This window comes from Mesorhizobium sp. L-2-11 (assembly GCF_016756595.1).
Lineage (GTDB): Bacteria > Pseudomonadota > Alphaproteobacteria > Rhizobiales > Rhizobiaceae > Mesorhizobium.
The window spans coordinates 2,493,008-2,509,790 of record NZ_AP023257.1 but is presented as its reverse complement, the minus strand read 5'-3'; the positions used below and the strand labels follow the sequence as shown (position 1 = coordinate 2,509,790).

Genomic DNA, 16,783 nt, shown 5'->3' with positions numbered 1-16,783 from the left:
CCGCGCCATTCACTCCCCAGCAAAAAACGTCGCGGCGACAGCAATTGAGATCAGGCTCAGCATCGCCAGGCCTGCCCTGGCGATGTGCGAGGCTTCCCAAACGTCGCGCAGGTCTGTCCAGTCGCCGCTTTGCTTCCGACGGAGCATTGAAAAAAACCTCGCGGCTGGTTTGGAGACAGCGACATCCTGCACCCAGAAATTGTTGACGGGATGCGTGACCAGCCAATAGACCGCATGTTCCGCCACCAGGAAGACAAGGGCTGCCAAGGTCCACCAGAATCGAGCGCCTGGATAAGGCGTGAGGTAAAGCAGGATGGCGAGTGCAACGATGCCGCCGATCTCGGCAAACCCGCCGATGGTGAAACCGGGATAGTAGATCGTCTGCACGGATTTGTAGGTGGCCTCCTTGAGGCGCAACTTGCCGGGCAACTCCAACGCGTGCGCAAGCGAGAGCGCCATCGTGATTGCGACCAGAAGAAGGGTGACAATCATGAACGCGCGCATGCTTCTATTCCCTGAGCAATGCCTATGCCCGGCGTAGATAGCGTGCCCGCCGGCCCGGTAAAGGCGCCGAAGGTGGAGGCGCTGCCCCATTCCCGCCGCCGCTGGCATTGAGCACTGGAGAGGGAACCATCGTTCGGCATGATGGTTGTCATCCCGATGATCCTCCTCGGCGAACGAGGAGATATGCTGCAAACGGCCCGCATCTACGCCGGGTCGACCACAACCCGTTTGGGGTGTCCCGTGCCTGATCCTGATCCGAACAATCCCGTGCCGATACCGGATAATCCCAATCCCGAGCCTGCCCGGCCGCCTGCTCCGCCGGAAACCCCGCCGGGTGAGCCTCCGGGCGTGCCTCCGCCTTCGCCCGATCCCGTTCCAAGCCCGGAAAGGCAGCCCGAAATTCCTCCCGATATACCTCCGGAGATTCCTAAGGAACCGACCTTCCCTGGTCCGACGGCCAGAGCATTGGACCCAAGAGCGGAAACCCGGCTGTAGAACGACGCCGTCGCCAGCCATTCCGGTTTTGGCACTCCGGTTTAGGTCATTCCCCGATCTGGCTGGTCGAACGTTCGTTGAGCGTTGCGCCCGTTTGCGCGTCGATCGCCGCCAGGCTGACCTCATAGCCCCACAGGGTCCGGATATGGCGCAGCGTGGCGTCGCGACTGGCCTCCTCCAGCATGATGCCGTTCTTCACCTTGTGCTCCAATCGCAACTGCCGGTCGCCGAGCAGATCGACATCCACCACCTGGATGTCCGGCCGGCTGGCGCCGATGTCGTAGCTCTGGGCGAGCCCGGCGCGTATCTTTTCGTAGCCACGCTCATTGTGTATCGACGCGACTTCGTAATGCGGCTCGCTGGCGGCGTCGGCGAGGATAAAGAACCGCCATTTCCGCATCAGGGCGGGGCTCAGATACTGGCGGATGAAAGATTCGTCGCGATGGTTCGCCCACGCGTCGAGCAGGGTTTCGCGCCAATTGCCGTTGCCGGCTATATCGGGGAACCAGTCACGATCCTCGGCGGTCGGCTCGGTCGATATGCGCTGGATGTCCTGCATCATGTCGAGACCCAACGCATAGGGATTGATGCCGGAAAACCGCGGGTCGTCGAAGCCCGGCTGAAAGATCACGTTCGAATGGTTGCGCAGGATTTCCAGCATCGCGCCTTCGCTGATCAGGCCACGATCGAACAGCATGTTCATGAGCGTGTAGTGCACGAAGGTGGCGCAGCCTTCGTTCATCACCTGCGTTTGCCGCTGCGGATAAAAATATTGCGCGACGACGCGGACGATCCTGACGATTTCACGCTGCCAGGGTTCCAGGACCAGGCTGTTTTTTTCCAGGAAGTAAAGCAGGTTCTCCTCGGGCAGCTTGAGCGTTTTCTTTCGCTCGGCGATGTTGGAATCCTTTTCCCCAACATTGCCTCCGCCCTTCGAAGGCGGCAGCGTGCGCCACAGATCGTTGTAAGAACGCTCTTCGTACTCCAGGCGATCACGAACGCCTTCACGCTGCCGCTCCGACGACAGTTTCGGCGGCCGGCGATATCTGAACACCCCCTGTTCCATCAGCGCGTGGGCCGCATCGAGGATCGCCTCCACCGCGGCGACGCCGTGCCGCTCCTCGCAACGGGCAATGTAACCCTTGGCAAAGTCCAGATAGCTCAGGATCGCGCTGGCGTCCGTCCATTGCCGGAACAGATGATTGTTCTTGAAAAAATGATTATGGCCAAGCGCTGCATGAGCTGTCACCAGAGCCTGCAGGGCCATGGTGTTTTCCTCCATCAGGTAGACGATGCAAGGATTGGAATTGATCACCAGCTCATAGGCGAGTCCCCGCCCGCCTTTGCGATAGAGCAATTCCTGGTAGAGAAAATGCTTGCCGAAGGACCAGTGGCGATACATCAGCGGCATACCGACCGAGGAATAGGCGTCGAGCATCTGCTGGGACGAGATGATCTCCATCTGCACCGGATAGATGTCGAGATGAAGCTCTTCGATCGCGATCGCCTCGATCGCTTCGTAGGCGCGCGACAGTCTCTTGAAATCCCAGTCGGACCCCGAAAACAGCAAACCTGATTTGCTGGTTTGGCCTGATTTGCCGGTTGGGCCCGACTTGCTGGTTTGGCCCGAATTGCTGGTCTGGCCGGATTTGCTGGTCTGGCCCGAATTGCTGGTCTGGCCCGAATTGCTGGTCTGGCCCGAATTGCTGGTCTGGTTTGCCATCGGCTCCCCTCAAGCGCTTTTCTGCAAGACCGGCTGCCTGGCAAAGAGCTGGCGGAAGACCGGATAGATGTCGGCTGCGCTGGCGATACGGCTCATCTGGAAATTCGGCCATCGCTGGTTGACAACGCTGTAGGCGCGCCAGAGCGAGGTCCCATTGTCGGTGCTGCCGAAAATATGGCTCTCGCGTTCGTCGATGATCTCGACATAGGCGAAATACTGGCACAGGCGCATGATCTGACCGTCCATCAGGCCGATGCAGCGCTCGGAATCAGTGACGAAATTGTCGCCGTCCGACGCCTGGGCGGCATAGATGTTCCACTCGTTGCTGGGATAGCGTTGCGCGATGATGCGGTGCATTTCCTCGAGTGCCGTGGAAACGACCGTGCCGCCGCTTTGCGTATTGTAGAAGAAGGTTTCCTCGTCCACCTCCTGCGCCTCGTGCGTATGGCGAATGAAGACGATTTCGGTGCGGTCGTAGCGCCGTTTCAGGAACAGGTGCAGCAGCACGAAGAAGCGCTTGGCCAGATCCTTCTCGCGTTCGCCCATCGAGCCGGATACGTCCATGAGACAGAACATGACCGCATTGGCGTTCGGCACGGGCTGGGCGTCGAAACGGTTGAAGCGGATGTCGACGGGATCGACATAGGCGATCCGCTTGCGGCGACGCTCAAGTCGCTCAAGCTCCTCCCGCAATGCCGCAATGCGCTGGCGTGCCGGCGCCGCGCTCTGCGGCTCGGCCTCCAGGACTGCGAGTTGCTCCGCAATCGCATCGAGCTCCTCCTGCTTGGGGCGCCTTAGTGCAATCCGGCGACCATGGCTGTTTCGCATCGTGCGCCCGACATTGATGTTGGTCGGCGAACCGGTCGCCGCGAATCCGGCGCGGCGCGGTTTGAAGGCAAGTATCTCCTTGAGGTTGAGCTTGACCATGTCGGGAAGTTCGAGATCCTCAAAAAAAAGGTCGAGCACCTCCTCGCGCGAGAGCACGAAGCGAAAATCGTCCTCCGAGGCCGTTTTCCCGGGAGACGAGCCGCCGCCGCCCTGGCTGGGCTTGGGAACCCGGTCGCCCGGCGCGAAATGCTTGTTGCCCGGCAGGATGTGCTGCCGCCTGCCACTGTCCTTCGCATCGCTGAAGCTCGGCTCGCCTGTGCCCCTCGCCGGCATCGAGACGGCGTGCTCGCTGTCGACATCGGCGATCTTGCCGGTACGGATCCGATCCCGGATGCTTCGCTTCAGCTCTTCGCGCGCACGCTTCAGGAAGCGCTGGCGGTTGCCGAGGCTCTTGTCCTTCGGGTTCAGTCGGCGATCGACAAAGATCGGCATGGAACCATCCTGGCCGGACTCAGCCCGCCTTGTTCACCCGCATGTACCAGTCCACCAGCCGGCGGACCTGGCGCTCAGTGTAACCGCGTTCGACCATCCGATGCACGAACTCGGTATGCCGCTTCTCCGTTACGCTGTCCTGCTTGGAGCCGAAGCTGATCACCGGGAGCAGATCCTCGACCTGGCCGAACATCCGCTTCTCGATGACTTCGCGCAGCTTTTCATAGCTCGTCCAGGACGGGTTGCGGCCATGGTTCCTCGCCCGGGCACGCAACGTGAACTTCACGACCTCGTTGCGGAAGTCCTTGGGGTTGGCAATGCCGGCCGGCTTTTCGACTTGCGACAGTTCGTTGTCCAGCACCTCGCGATTGAGGATCTGGCCGGTGTCGGGGTCCTTGTAGTCCTGGTCCTCGATCCAGGCATCGGCATAGGCGATGTAGCGGTCGAACAGGTTTTGGCCGTATTCGCTGTAGGATTCCAGATAGGCCTTCTGAATTTCATGGCCGATGAACTCGGCATAACGCGTGGCCAGTTCCGACTTTATGAAGTCGAGATAGGCGGCTTCCGTTTCCTTCGGGAATTGCTCGCGCTTGATCGCCTCCTCCAGAATGTACATCAGATGCACGGGATCGGCGGCCACTTCCTTGGTGTCGTAGTTGAAGGTCTGCGAAAGAATCTTGAAGGCAAAGCGCGTGCTGACGCCGGTCATGCCTTCATCGACGCCGGCGGCATCGCGGTATTCCTGAACCGACTTCGCCTTGGGATCTATGTCCTTGAGGTTCTCGCCGTCGTAAACCCGCATCTTGGTGTAGAGCGGCGAATTGTCGTGCTCGGCCAGACGGGTCGAGACGGTGAACCGGCTGAGAATGTCAAGAACCTCCGGTGCACAGGAACTGGAGGCCAGTTCGCTTTCGCGCAGCAGCTTTTCGTAAATCTGCCTTTCTTCGGTGACCCGCAGGCAATACGGCACCTTGACCACCAGGATACGGTCGAGGAACGCCTCGTTGTTCTTGTTGTTCTTGAACTGCAGCCATTCCGATTCGTTGGAATGGGCTACGACGATGCCCTGGTACGGGAAAGATCCGAAGTTTTCCGTACCGTTGTAGCTGCCTTCCTGGGTGGCGGTCAGCAACGGATGGAGAACCTTGATCGGCGCTTTGAACATCTCGACGAACTCGAGCAGCCCCTGCGTGGTCCGGTTCAGGCCGCCGCTGTAGGAATAGGCATCCGGATCGGATTGGCTGAAATGCTCGAGCTGTCTTATGTCGACCTTGCCGACCAGGGCCGAAACGTCCTGGTTGTTCTCATCGCCTGGCTCGGTCTTGGCGATGCCGATCTGGCGGAGCCGCGAAGGCATCAGCTTGACGACGCTGAATTTGGAGATGTCGCCGGACAGTTCGTCGAGGCGCTTGGCCGCCCATGGCGAGATAAGACCATTCAGCCGGCGCCGCGCGATGCCGTATTTGTCCTCCAAAAGGTCGCCCATGCGGTCAGGATTGAATAGCCCGAGCGGCGATTCGAAAACCGGGCTGATCTGGTCGCCCACCTTCAGCGTGTAGATCGGACGCTCCTCCATCAGCTTCTTCAGCCGTTCGGCGAGCGAGGACTTGCCGCCGCCGACAGGGCCAAGCAGATAGAGAATCTGCTTGCGCTCCTCGAGCCCCTGCGAGGCATAGCGGAAATAGCCGGCTATGCGCTCGATCGTGTCCTCCATGCCATAAAATTCGGAGAAAGTCGGATAGACCTTGATTGTCCTGTTCGAGAAAATGCGGCCGAGCCGCTCATCCATGCTGGTGTCGATCAGGGTGGGCTCGCCGATCGCCTCGACCATCCGCTCGGGCGCCGAGGCATACATCGATTTGTCCTCGCGGCAGGCAAGGAGATATTGCTGGATGCTTATCTCCTCCTGCGCCGCATTGGTGTAAATCTCCGAAAACAGATCGAAGACGTCGGAGTGGTTCTCGCGCATGGTATTCCTCGCCCCGGCCGGTCTGGTTGCTGTCGCCTCTTCATTCAACTGTCGGAAAGCCTTTGTGGTTCCCTACTACACGTAGTGCGTCTGCGACCGGATGTTAGGGGTCGAGACAGATATCGTGAACGCCTGGAAGTCAGCCAGCGAATGGCTCGCACAATGGAACGTTTCCGAGGGATGTCCATTCTTCCACCAGTGCTTGCCGAGTGCAACAGCCCGCTGGGTACAAGCTGCCTTTCTGAAGGAATAAACCGCCCGCGATCAGCAGTTGCCCGCGCTCAGCAGTGAATGGCGACGCACAGGCCTTTCGGCGAACAAAGCTGCACTGCGGCGTCCAAGCCCGCACCGGGAGCAACGGTTTGGCTCCTGCTCGGTAACTTGGGAAAGGAGATGTTCCATGTTCGAGAACAGTATGTGGTTGATCGTCGTTGCTGGCGCCCGCTACTGCTGGCGATCCTGCTCGCCTACGCACTCCTGACGTGGCGACGTCGTGGGCCTGCAGAGCGCAGAGAAAGCGATCGGGCCACCGAGCGACTGTATCGCGAGGAAAACGACCGCCCGGGCGGAGGCGGTTGAGGACCGCATCGGCAGGCCCGACCGTTGGTCTTGCTGCTAGACTCCAACACTTTCGGGCCAAAGCGACCGGATCTGCTTCGGCAACGCGTCCCGCACCTTGGCCGACTGGCCGAGGTCGACATGCCTGGCGATCACCTTGAACACGGATCTCGTCGCATCTTCGGGATTCACCGGTCGCGTGGATTTCATCTCCTCGGCCACCCGCTGCAAAAAATCCTCCAACGAACGGCTGCTCGTGGGCAGATCACGCGGCCGATACCGATCATAGTAGGCGCCGCGCACCAGAAGCGGCAGTTCCGCCCCCAAATTCGCAGCCAGTTCGATCTGCAGCCAATCCCGCAAGGTGCGTAGAACGGCTCCCAGCATATGCCAGGCCAGGCGCCTGTCGGGCCCGTGATCGGCCATGATCTCGTCCAGCCAGATGTTTGTCGTCTGCAGGGTTTTGTCAAAAACTTCCAAGCCGGTTGCGCTCATCATCGCCTCCTCTGGGCATAGCCCGCCCCAACTCTCGCTACGACGGGCAAACGGAGATCGAGCGCGATTGTTTCGTCACGCGTTGAATTTACCCGAAGGGCGGCGGCGAAAAAGGAGTGAAGCGACGCGGCGCAGACCCTGGGATCCATTCCGTGACATCAGCCGAAGAATGCAGCGGTTCAGGATAAATGGTGATCCGTTGCGATCCTTCGCGCCCCCTCTGTCCGGCAGGACAGAGGGGGCGCCTCGCTCCGCCATCAAAGGTTCTGCACCGTCGAAAGCTCAGTGCCCGGAACCTTCCGCCCCTCGAGCCGGTTTACCGCGGAGGGGTTGCAAATGGGTAGATATTTCAGCCTGTCAGCTGCGTCATTGTTGCTCGCGAGCGGCTCTGCCGACACCCAGTCGAGCACTCAGTCGGCACTTGAGCCCGCGGGAGCGGAAGCGCAGCAGATACAAATGCTGTTTTGGGTCATGCTAAGCGGCGGCGCCGTCATCTGGCTGGGCGTGGTCGGCCTGCTTCTTCATTCAGCCCTGGTCAATCGCCGCAGGCTGGCCGAAAAATCTGCCAGCAACATCATCCTTTGGGGCGGCGTAGTCTTCCCCTCGGTCACGCTTTGTGCCCTGCTCGCCTATGCGCTGTGGCTGATGCCTGGCCTTCGGCCCTTCGCCCAGGCGAGTTCCGCCGCCCTGCGGATCGAAGTCACCGGCAGGCAGTTCTGGTGGGAAGTTGTCTATCACCCTCCTCAGGGACCGCCGGTCGCGTCCGCCAACGAGATCAGGCTGCCGGTCGGCGAGCGGGTCGAATTGACCCTGAAAAGCGCCGATGTGATCCATTCCTTCTGGATCCCACCGCTTGGCGGCAAGATGGACATGATTCCCGGCCGCACCAACAGGCTTTCGATCATGGCCACCAAACCTGGTACATTCCGCGGGCCGTGCGCGGAATATTGCGGCACGTCGCACGCGTTAATGGCGTTCTCGGCCGTGGCTATGGCGCCCGAAGCATTCCGGTCCTGGCTTGCCGCCCAGGCAATTCCCGCAGAAGGGGCCGGCGCAAGCGGCGGCGCGCTATTCTTGCGCCATGGCTGCGGGTCCTGCCATTTCGTCGCCGGCACCGAAGCGCGCGGCCTGATCGGCCCGGATCTTTCGCATGTCGGTTCCCGCGCCACCGTCGCAGCCGGAATCCTGCCCAACACCGAAGACGCCGTCACCCGCTTCATCGCCCGGCCCGACCTGATCAAGCCTGGTTCCAGGATGCCGGCCTTCGAAATGTTGCCACCGGACGACATTCGCGCCATAGCCGCCTGGCTGAGGGGCCTGCGATGAGCGCTGCGGTCAAGGCTCGTTCGCCGCAAGAATACAAGGCGCAGGAAGAACGGCTGCGCGCCGTGTGGGCCAATCCGGCCGGCTGGCGCTACTGGACCTCGGTGAACAATTACCAGATCGGCCTCTGGTACGGCTCGGCCGCCTTCGCCTTCATGCTCTTTGCCGGCGTGCTCGCGCTGCTGATGCGGCTGCAGCTCGCCGTGCCAGACAACGATTTTCTCTCGGCCGACTTCTTCAACCAGGCTTTCACCCTGCACGGCACGGTGATGATGTTCCTGTTCGCGGTGCCAATCTTCGAGGCGGTCGCGATCTTCCTGCTGCCGCCGATGCTGGGTGCCCGCGAGATGCCGTTCCCGCGCCTCGGCGCCTTCAGTTTCTGGAGCTTTTTGCTCGGCGGCATCTTCGTCTGCGGCTCGATCTTCTTCAATGCGGCGCCGTCGGCAGGCTGGTTTATGTATCCGCCGCTCGCCACCGACAAGGAGTTCTCCGGCATTGGCGCCGACATCTGGCTGCTCGGCCTTTCCTTCATCGAAGTCGCGTCGATCGCGGCCGCCGTCGAGCTCATCGTCGGCATCATGAAATGCCGCGCGCCGGGCATGCGCATCAACCTTATGCCGCTCTTCGCCTGGTACCTGCTGATCGTTGCCGGAATGATCCTGTTCGCCTTCCCGCCGCTGATCGCCGGCGACCTCCTGTTCGAGATGGAAAGAATGTTCGACTGGCCGTTCTTCGATGCAGCGCGCGGCGGCGACCCGCTGCTGTGGCAGCACCTGTTCTGGATATTCGGCCATCCCGAGGTCTACATCATCTTCCTGCCGGCCATCGCGCTGATGGCCATGATCGTTCCGACTTTTTCGCAGCGTCCGATCGTTGGTTATTCCTGGATCGTGCTCGCGGCAGTTGGGACGGGGTTCCTCTCCTTCGGCCTGTGGGTACACCACATGTTTGCGACTGGCCTGCCGCAGATCTCTCTGGCTTTCTTCTCGGCGGCCTCCGAGGCGGTGGCGATCCCGACCGGCGTGCAGATCTTCGTCTTCATCGCCACCATGCTGGCCGGCCGGGTGATCTTCTCGACCCCCATGCTGTTCGGCACCGGAGGGCTTGCCATCTTCGTCATCGGCGGACTGACCGGCGTCATGGTGGCGCTCGCACCCTTCGACTGGCAGGCGCATGACACGTATTTTGTCGTTGCGCATCTCCATTATGTGCTGATCGGCGGCATGCTTTTCCCGGTCGTGGCCGGGCTCTATTACTACTATCCGCTGATCGACGCGAAGAAGCTCTCCGACCGGTTGGGGCGGATTGCCTTCTGGCTGATGTTCTGCGGCTTCAACATCGCCTTTTTCCCCATGCATCTGAGCGGCTTGCGCGGCATGCCCCGCCGCGTCTTCACCTATCCAGCCGAAATCGGCTGGGACTGGCTGAACCTGATCTCGACGGCCGGGGCCTTCATTTTCGCCGCGGGCGTGCTGGTCGTCGTCTTCGACGTGCTCAGGCCGAAGCACCGGCAGCCGCGCGGCGAATTCAACCCTTGGAATGCCGGCACGCTGGAATGGATTTCCGAGCCGGAGGAGAACTGGGGCGTCCGCTCGATACCCATCGTGTGCAGTCGCTACCCCCTTTGGGACCAGAAAGACCTTGCCCGCAAGGTCAATGAAGGCCGCTATTACCTGCCCGACGCGGAAGAGGGATGGCGCGAGGGACTGGTCACCTCCGTGCTCGACGCCGAACCCGTCCAGGTGCTGCGCGTCGGCGGCACCTCCCAAGTCACCATCGTCTCGGCCCTCTCGCTCGGGGCCGCTTTCATCGCGCTTACCTTCCACTGGTGGATCGCCACGGCGCTGGCCGCAATCATCTGCTTTTGCGCCGTCATCTACTGGCTCTGGACGGGCACTGGCGAAATCCCCGAGAAGCCGGAAAAGGATGTCGGCCTCGGCCTCAGCCTGCCGCTTTATGCCTCCGGCTCCGATTCCGTGGGCTGGTGGGCGATGTTCATCACCATGGTGGGCGACGGCACGGCATTCGCCAGCCTCGTCTTCGGCTATTTCTTCTACTGGACGATCCATGCCGACTTCACCGCGGGGATTGCCGGGCCCGATGCGGTCTGGTCACTGGTCGCTGCCAGCCTGTTCGCTGCGGCGTGGGGCCTGATGGTGGCGGCACGCACGGTCAACAGGCGCGGCGCTACGGCCACTATGCGCGGCTTGCTGGTGCTGTCCCTGCTGACGACCGTTGCCGCATCCGCCACAGGTCTGGCCGCGCCGTGGTTTCCAGGCATGGACCCGACGCGTCACGTCTATCCCGCAATCGTGTGGATCCTGGTGATCTGGGTACTCGCCCATGCGGCGCTCGGCACGGTCATGCAGGCCTATTGCCTGGCCCGCTCGCTGGCCGGCCGACTGACGCCGAAGCATGACCTGGATCTTGGCAACGTGGTGCTCTACTGGCATTTCCTGCTGATTGCCGCCGTCATCACCTTCGCCATCATCGGCCTGTTTCCGGCAGCGATGTGAGGCGGCGATGCGGCTCGTCCCGAAACAGATCGAGACACTCTGGACGCTGTTCACCGCGCCGGTGGTGTGGGCTGCGCATTTCCTTGTTTGCTACGTCGGCGCGGCGATCTACTGCGCCAAGCCTGAACTTGTCGGGCTGAGTTTCAGCGCTGTGCGCGCCGGCATCGCCGTCGCCACTGTGGTCGCCCTGTCGCTGATCGCGCTGTCAGCATGGCTCGCCTGGCGGCAATGGGGCTTCGGCACAGACGATCCGCCGCATGACGATCCGACGAGACGCGACCGGACCCTGTTCCAGGGCTTTGCGACGCTGCTGCTCTCGGATCTTAGCTTCATCGCCGTGATCTTCACGGCGATGCCCGCATTGTTCCTGACGGAGTGTATCCGGTGAGACGCGCCTGCTTGATCCTCGGCATCCTCGTCCTCGCCCTGGTCTGGCTCGGGCCGCTGCTCGACGGCTGGCGGGATTCGTTTTCGGCGCACATGCTGGCGCATATGGGAGTGGTGGCGATCGCCGCGCCGCTGATGGCGATCGGGATCCCGCTCGGCCCGACACCAGATGCAAGCCGGGCGTTCACCCTCGCGCTGCCCGCCTCCCTCGTCGAACTCATGATCGTCTGGTCCTGGCACGCGCCGGCCTTGCGGGCTCTGGCGCAAAGCTCGCTGTTTGTCACCGCGGTCGAGCAGGTCACATTCCTCGCCGCCGGGCTGTTCCTGTGGCTGGCCTGCCTGCCGCGCCGCGGCTCGCACAACACAGGCAATGCCGCCGGCGCCTTCGCCCTGCTTCTGACGTCCATTCACATGACCTTGCTCGGCGCGCTGCTGGCGCTGACCCCGCGGCCGCTTTATGGGACCGGCGAGACAAGCTGCTTTGGCGTCGCGCTTTCCGCTCAGCAGGATCAGGAACTTGGCGGCGTGATCATGCTTCTGGTCGGCGCTGCGGTCTACCTGGCCGGCGGCATGACGCTTTTCGCGCGCATCCTCGCCACACCACCGCGGAAAACGATCTGATGCATATCAGCTGGAAGAAGCTCGCCATAGCGCTTGCCATTCTGCCCTTCGTCGTGGTGCTGGCGGCCTGGATCGGCTTTTTCAATGTCGGTGCCTCGAGCGGTCACTGGAAGATCACGGAATGGTTTCTCCATTTCGCCATGCGATCGGCTGTGCGCACCTATGCCCTGGCGGTCGAGGTTCCAGAGGCTCTGCCACGGCATGCGATTCAGCCGGCCGCCGGGCATTTCGCGCGCGGCTGCGCCATCTGTCACGGTGCGCCGGGCGAGCCGCGATCACCCGTCGTCATGAGAATGCTGCCGCAGCCGCCTGACCTTGCCGGGACCATCGGCGAATGGTCGGACGCGGAGCTTTTTCGTATCGTCAAGCACGGCGTGCGTTTCACCGGCATGCCGGCTTGGCCGACGCAAGAACGCGACGACGAGGTCTGGGCGATGGTCGCCTTCCTACGCGAACTGCCGTCGCTGGACGAAGCCACCTATCGTGATCTCGCCTATGGCCAAAGGCTTGCGCCTCCAGCAGGCGCTGCCGGAACCCTGCCGCAAGTGCTCGCAGATTGCGCCCGCTGCCACGGCGAGGACGGCCTTGGGCGCGGTCCGGCGATACCCGTTCTCGCCGGGCAGAGCGAGGCCTATCTGCTTGAAAGCCTGCGTGCCTATGCCGAGGAAGGCCGGGCAAGCGGGTTGATGAGCCTGCCCGCCATTGCGGCAGGGCCTCAGTCCTGGCCGGACCTGGCCAGGCATTTCGCCGCCCTGCCGGCGATGCACCCCGGCGGCGCGGGCGATCCAGCCCTTGTCCGGCGCGGCAGGCAAATCGCCGAGAGAGGCGTCAAGGAGGCCAACGTGCCCGCCTGCCTCGGCTGTCACGGAAGACAGGACCGCAGCCCGCTCTATCCCTCGATCGCCGGCCAGCCGGCGCGCTACATCGAGACGCAGCTTGGGCTGTTCAGGGCGGGAAAGCGTGGCGGAACGCGCTTCGGCCATCTCATGGCCAATGCGGCGAAGGGTCTGACGGACGACGACGTCCGCGCGCTTGCGGCCTATTTCTCCCGATCGGCGGCTGCGTCGGCAACCGCAACGCGATAGGTGCGTTTGGGTTCTTTCGACTTTTTCGAGGTTCTGGTGAAAAACTTGCTTACCGCTCTTCTCATCCTGATCGTTGTTTTCGTCGTTGCCGGAGGAGCGATCTTCTTCATGTCCCGCGAAGAGGCGACCGTTCCGATCGCGGAAACCTATGGCCCCAACCCGACCCTGCCAGAGCCCAATCCGACCTGGCTGCCGACGGTCCATGTCGCCAAGGCCACGCCGTGGCCGCAGGGCACCAAGCCGACGCGGCCCAGGGATTTGCAGTCAACGAGTTTGCCGGCGGGCTCGACCACCCGCGCTGGCTGTACGTGGCGCCAAACGGCGACGTGCTGGTGGCGGAGAGCGCTGCGCCGCCCAAGCCGGACGAGGGCTTCAGCATCCGCCGCTTCTTCGTCGACCTCTTCCAGAGCCAGGCCGGCGCGCAAACGCCTAGCGCCAATCGCATCTCGTTGCTGCGCGACCAGGACGGCGACGGGGTGGCGGAAACCAAGACCGCCTTTCTCGCCGGGCTGTTCTCGCCATTCGGCATGACCCTGCTCAACGGCAAGCTCTACGTCGCCAACGCCAATGCAATTGTGGCCTATCCCTACCAGGAGGGTGCGACCGAGATCACCGCACCGGCGGAGAAGATCGTCGACCTGCCTGCGGGGAGGAACCACCACTGGACCAAGGATGTGACCGCCTCGCAGGACGGCACGAAGCTCTATGCGACGGTCGGATCCAATTCCAATGTCGGCGAGAACGGCCTGGAGGAAGAGCAGAATCGCGCCGCCGTGCTGGAGATCGATCTCGCCTCGAAACAGACGCGTCTCTTCGCCTCCGACCTGCGCAATCCAAACGGCCTGTCGTGGCATCCGGAAAGCGGTGAGCTCTGGGTCGTCGTCAACGAGCGCGACGAGATCGGCAGCGACCTGGTGCCGGACTACATGACTTCGGTGAAGGATGGCGGCTTCTATGGCTGGCCTTACAGCTATTTTGGCCAGCATGTCGACGATCGCGTCAAGCCGCAGCGGCCCGACCTCGTCGCCCAGGCGATCAAGCCGGACTATGCGCTCGGGGCGCATACGGCTTCATTGGGACTGACCTTCAATACAGGCGACCTGTTCGGTCCTCAATACAGGAATGGCGCCTTCGTCGGGCAGCATGGCTCGTGGAACCGCAGGCCGCACAGCGGCTACAAGGTGATTTTCGTGCCGTTTACCGGCGGTAGGCCCTCTGGCCCGCCTCAGGACATCCTCACCGGCTTCCTGAGCGAGGACGACAAGGCCTTTGGCCGTCCTGTGGGCGTGGCGATAGACCGGCGCGGCGCCCTGCTGGTGGCGGATGATGTCGGCAGCAAGGTCTGGCGGGTCGTTCCAGCTCAGACGCAATCGGCACTGTGAGCGGTTCGTGCTGCCGGCGACCCGGAAGCGATATGGCACCGCCTGCCATTGCCGGTCGGACACAGCGTTCCGGCGCCGATCAAGCCGAAAATCAAGCTGTCGTTGCCAATCCGCGCCCGCGTGAATGCCGGACCCTCTGACGCATACGATCGGCAAGGGAAGCCAGCGAACCTTGCACCGTGCGCGTCCCAAGAACGGATTGCAGGACAACGCCCTGCGTTGCGAATTTATGCTTGAACGCCTCTGCGCCGCACAGGAAATCGACCGTGCTCAAGCCGTGATCGAACGACCACTGTATGTAGTCCATCATCAGGATCATGCCCGGCGACGCCTGGCTGAAATCCGGATCGAAGGTGGTCACGAACGCCAGCATGGTGTGGTGCTGGACGAAATTGATGGAAACCGCGACCATCGCACCATCGCATTCAAGTACGAAAATGTGCAGCACGCCGGCGCGCGCCAGCGCGTCGACGAGTGCGGCCAGTACCGGCGCTCCCTCTTCGAAAAGTTGGGATTCACGCTTGTGCTCGACCAGCCATCTGCGCTTCAGGGCAGAGAGCCGGTCCAGTACCGGCTGCAGTGGCTCGTCTGGCGCAAGCAGGCGAAATTTCGTTTCCCCGGCTTCTTTCAACGTCTTGACGCCGCGCCGATAATTCTGCCGGGTCTTTTTCGACTGCTCCGCGAACCACGCTCCTCCGCTGGCCCACTGTCCGGCGACGCGATAACTGACTTCCTCCCTGTGATTGGAGCGAAGCCTGATCCCGCTGGAGGTATCCGGAGTGAAAATCTTGCGGGCCGCCGCACCCGGCAAAAGACGATTGAGAAAGGCAATATCAAAGCCACCGGTCTCACAGATCCGGGCCCATGCGTCCTGCAGGGCCGATAGCGAGCATTCCGGAGCTACGAGAATATCGCCGTAATCGGTATAGCTGCTGGCCGCCCATTCGAGAAACCGCAGGCCTTTGCGTTTGCCGATCGCCATGGGGAAGACAGCAACGAGCCTGTCACCATTCCAGACCAGGCCAATCCGCAGCGCGCGATGGTCACGGTCCGCGACGGTATTCCACCAGGCCGAAATCCAGGCATGACTCTGAAAGACCAGTCCGTCGGTACGATGCCACAGCTGCATCCAATCGGCTTCGATCGCCGCCAGGCGATCCGCCGAACGGACAACTTCCAGGCGCTCTGCGCTCGAAGCGCCAATCGAAACAATGGTGTTCATGAAGGGGAACGATCCTGTGCGATGGCATCGGGACGCCTCTGGAACAGTTTGCGGACATGCCCTCCCATCTTCCTGAGCGGCAGGATGTAAAGCCCAAACAGTGATTGATAGTCGCGCACATCGCGATCGATCAGGCCAAATTTGAGGTCTTCATCCGGATCCGGGACAAACTGCGTCCCGAAGAGGCGATCCCAGAACGAAAACAGCAGGCCAAAATTCTTGTCGTAGTGGCGAGGGTCGATGCTGTGGTGCACCTGGTGCCAGTGCGGACACAAGATGATTTTGTTCAACGGGCCGAAGGAAATCTTGAAATGGGTATGACGAACAAAGTCCATCATCAGGATGTTGCGGATGACATAGACGTTGATGCCGAAGATGGCGATCTCTACTGGATCGAGCGCGATCAGGCTCCAGATGCCGAAGCAGACCCCCGGGATGACGCCATCCCAGATACGGTTCATCAGATCGTCCAGCGGGTGAACCCGATCCTTGGTGATTCCCACCATCACCTCGGCCGAATGATGCACTTTGTGCAATTCCCACAGGAACGGGAAGTGGTGCTGGGCGACGTGGTAGAGATAGTATGAAATGTCGTAGGCGATCAGCATGGTTGCGGTGAAGACGACGATCGTCACCGGGCCGGCCTCGCCATCGATGAGCGGCGCCTGAATATCGAGCAGCCAGCCGATTGCCTGGTGCGTCCCATAGCCGACGGCGGCAACGAAGGTGACGCCGGCAGGGATGAGCAGGAATGGCATTATCGCCCGTTTGGTGACCCAAAACAGGACATCCGCTCGCGCCGACGGGTGCAGGATGACTTCCGCCGGGAAAGCGAAATCGAAAAAGTCCCTGAGGGACTTATGCTCGACAGTCCGCCAGTAAGCGATCACCGCGCTCCCCAGTGCCGTGAAAAACAGGAGGCCGAGCGTCACCAGATCGACCTTCGAAAGCTTTTCCACAATCAACCCGGCGAATTCAGAAAACATCGTTGCGGTGGCTCCTGGGCCGTAAAATGGCCGTCCAGCGAATTGCAAAGCAAGAAACTTGCCAAACCCACTGCATGTTGCCGGCAACCAGGTGGCTATTGCGGCTACAACAAGCAAAAGCATGCCGGATTTGCGCCAGATTAGCAGTTCAACCGTAACAAAACGCTAAATGTCCTGACGTAATTAATCTCGAATAT

General features: G+C 61.7%; 12 protein-coding genes and 1 pseudogene. 6 read left to right on the top strand and 7 right to left on the bottom strand.

Annotated features, from left to right (window positions below; all coding sequences use genetic code 11):
• Nucleotides 1–9: 9 nt before the first annotated feature.
• The 5 genes from JG739_RS12025 to JG739_RS12005 all read right to left on the bottom strand — a co-directional run bounded on the left by JG739_RS12025 (nt 10) and on the right by JG739_RS12005 (nt 7,064).
• On the bottom strand, nt 10–504 hold the full coding sequence (locus JG739_RS12025; RefSeq protein ID WP_202366640.1) for a DUF1772 domain-containing protein: 495 nt from the start codon (nt 502–504) through the stop codon (nt 10–12).
• Nucleotides 505–1,045: 541 nt separating this feature from the next.
• Nucleotides 1,046–2,722, bottom strand: coding sequence for a SpoVR family protein (locus tag JG739_RS12020; RefSeq protein ID WP_244749832.1), 1,677 nt, complete (start codon nt 2,720–2,722; stop codon nt 1,046–1,048).
• 9 nt (nt 2,723–2,731) lie between these two features.
• Nucleotides 2,732–4,042 carry a YeaH/YhbH family protein gene (locus JG739_RS12015; RefSeq protein WP_202366639.1) on the bottom strand — a complete coding sequence of 437 codons (1,311 nt, stop codon included), beginning with the start codon at nt 4,040–4,042 and terminating at the stop codon, nt 2,732–2,734.
• Nucleotides 4,043–4,061: 19 nt separating this feature from the next.
• Nucleotides 4,062–6,011, bottom strand: a complete 1,950-nt coding sequence (locus JG739_RS12010; protein ID WP_202366638.1) for a PrkA family serine protein kinase — start codon at nt 6,009–6,011, stop codon at nt 4,062–4,064.
• A 615-nt stretch (nt 6,012–6,626) separates the two neighbouring features.
• Nucleotides 6,627–7,064, bottom strand: coding sequence for a DUF2267 domain-containing protein (locus tag JG739_RS12005; protein WP_202366637.1), 438 nt, complete (start codon nt 7,062–7,064; stop codon nt 6,627–6,629).
• A gap of 336 nt (nt 7,065–7,400) precedes the next feature.
• On the opposite strand from JG739_RS12005, the gene coxB reads away from it, so the two are divergent.
• The 6 genes and pseudogenes from coxB to JG739_RS11975 all read left to right on the top strand — a co-directional run bounded on the left by coxB (nt 7,401) and on the right by JG739_RS11975 (nt 14,378).
• Nucleotides 7,401–8,390 (top strand): cytochrome c oxidase subunit II, encoded by a 990-nt coding sequence (gene coxB, locus JG739_RS12000; RefSeq protein WP_202366636.1) that lies wholly within the window; start codon nt 7,401–7,403, stop codon nt 8,388–8,390.
• Nucleotides 8,387–10,903, top strand: coding sequence for a cytochrome c oxidase subunit I (ctaD, locus tag JG739_RS11995; RefSeq protein ID WP_202366635.1), 2,517 nt, complete (start codon nt 8,387–8,389; stop codon nt 10,901–10,903). Before coxB ends, ctaD begins: the two co-directional genes overlap by 4 nt.
• 7 nt (nt 10,904–10,910) lie before the next feature.
• Complete coding sequence (locus tag JG739_RS11990; RefSeq protein ID WP_202366634.1) at nt 10,911–11,291, top strand: hypothetical protein; 381 nt, start codon at nt 10,911–10,913, stop codon at nt 11,289–11,291.
• Entirely contained in the window at nt 11,288–11,911 is a 624-nt protein-coding gene (locus JG739_RS11985) for a cytochrome c oxidase assembly protein (protein WP_202366633.1), read from the top strand. The genes JG739_RS11990 and JG739_RS11985 overlap by 4 nt, the downstream gene beginning before the upstream one ends.
• Nucleotides 11,911–12,996 carry a c-type cytochrome gene (locus tag JG739_RS11980; protein WP_202366632.1) on the top strand — a complete coding sequence of 362 codons (1,086 nt, stop codon included), beginning with the start codon at nt 11,911–11,913 and terminating at the stop codon, nt 12,994–12,996. Before JG739_RS11985 ends, JG739_RS11980 begins: the two co-directional genes overlap by 1 nt.
• Nucleotides 12,997–13,104: 108 nt before the next feature.
• A pseudogene (locus JG739_RS11975) lies at nt 13,105–14,378 on the top strand (PQQ-dependent sugar dehydrogenase).
• Between the two features lie 91 nt (nt 14,379–14,469).
• Here JG739_RS11975 and JG739_RS11970 read toward each other — a convergent pair.
• Together JG739_RS11970 and JG739_RS11965 are read right to left on the bottom strand one after the other, a co-directional pair.
• Nucleotides 14,470–15,600, bottom strand: coding sequence for a GNAT family N-acetyltransferase (locus tag JG739_RS11970; RefSeq protein WP_202366631.1), 1,131 nt, complete (start codon nt 15,598–15,600; stop codon nt 14,470–14,472).
• A complete protein-coding gene (locus JG739_RS11965; RefSeq protein WP_202366630.1) occupies nt 15,597–16,586 on the bottom strand; it encodes a sterol desaturase family protein in 990 nt (329 codons plus the stop codon). The genes JG739_RS11970 and JG739_RS11965 overlap by 4 nt, the downstream gene beginning before the upstream one ends.
• Between the last annotated feature and the right edge of the window lie 197 nt (nt 16,587–16,783).

Excerpts from the sequence above, each read along its gene's own strand:
- JG739_RS11965 (WP_202366630.1), bottom strand. The coding sequence starts at position 16,586 with ATGTTTTCTGAATTCGCCGGGTTGATTGTGGAAAAGCTTTCGAAGGTC.
- JG739_RS12010 (WP_202366638.1), bottom strand. The coding sequence starts at position 6,011 with ATGCGCGAGAACCACTCCGACGTCTTCGATCTGTTTTCGGAGATTTAC.
- JG739_RS12015 (WP_202366639.1), bottom strand. The coding sequence starts at position 4,042 with ATGCCGATCTTTGTCGATCGCCGACTGAACCCGAAGGACAAGAGCCTC.
- JG739_RS11980 (WP_202366632.1), top strand. The coding sequence starts at position 11,911 with ATGCATATCAGCTGGAAGAAGCTCGCCATAGCGCTTGCCATTCTGCCC.
- JG739_RS12025 (WP_202366640.1), bottom strand. The coding sequence starts at position 504 with ATGCGCGCGTTCATGATTGTCACCCTTCTTCTGGTCGCAATCACGATG.
- JG739_RS12005 (WP_202366637.1), bottom strand. The coding sequence starts at position 7,064 with ATGAGCGCAACCGGCTTGGAAGTTTTTGACAAAACCCTGCAGACGACA.
- ctaD (WP_202366635.1), top strand. The coding sequence starts at position 8,387 with ATGAGCGCTGCGGTCAAGGCTCGTTCGCCGCAAGAATACAAGGCGCAG.
- JG739_RS11970 (WP_202366631.1), bottom strand. The coding sequence starts at position 15,600 with ATGAACACCATTGTTTCGATTGGCGCTTCGAGCGCAGAGCGCCTGGAA.
- coxB (WP_202366636.1), top strand. The coding sequence starts at position 7,401 with ATGGGTAGATATTTCAGCCTGTCAGCTGCGTCATTGTTGCTCGCGAGC.
- JG739_RS12020 (WP_244749832.1), bottom strand. The coding sequence starts at position 2,722 with ATGGCAAACCAGACCAGCAATTCGGGCCAGACCAGCAATTCGGGCCAG.
- JG739_RS11990 (WP_202366634.1), top strand. The coding sequence starts at position 10,911 with ATGCGGCTCGTCCCGAAACAGATCGAGACACTCTGGACGCTGTTCACC.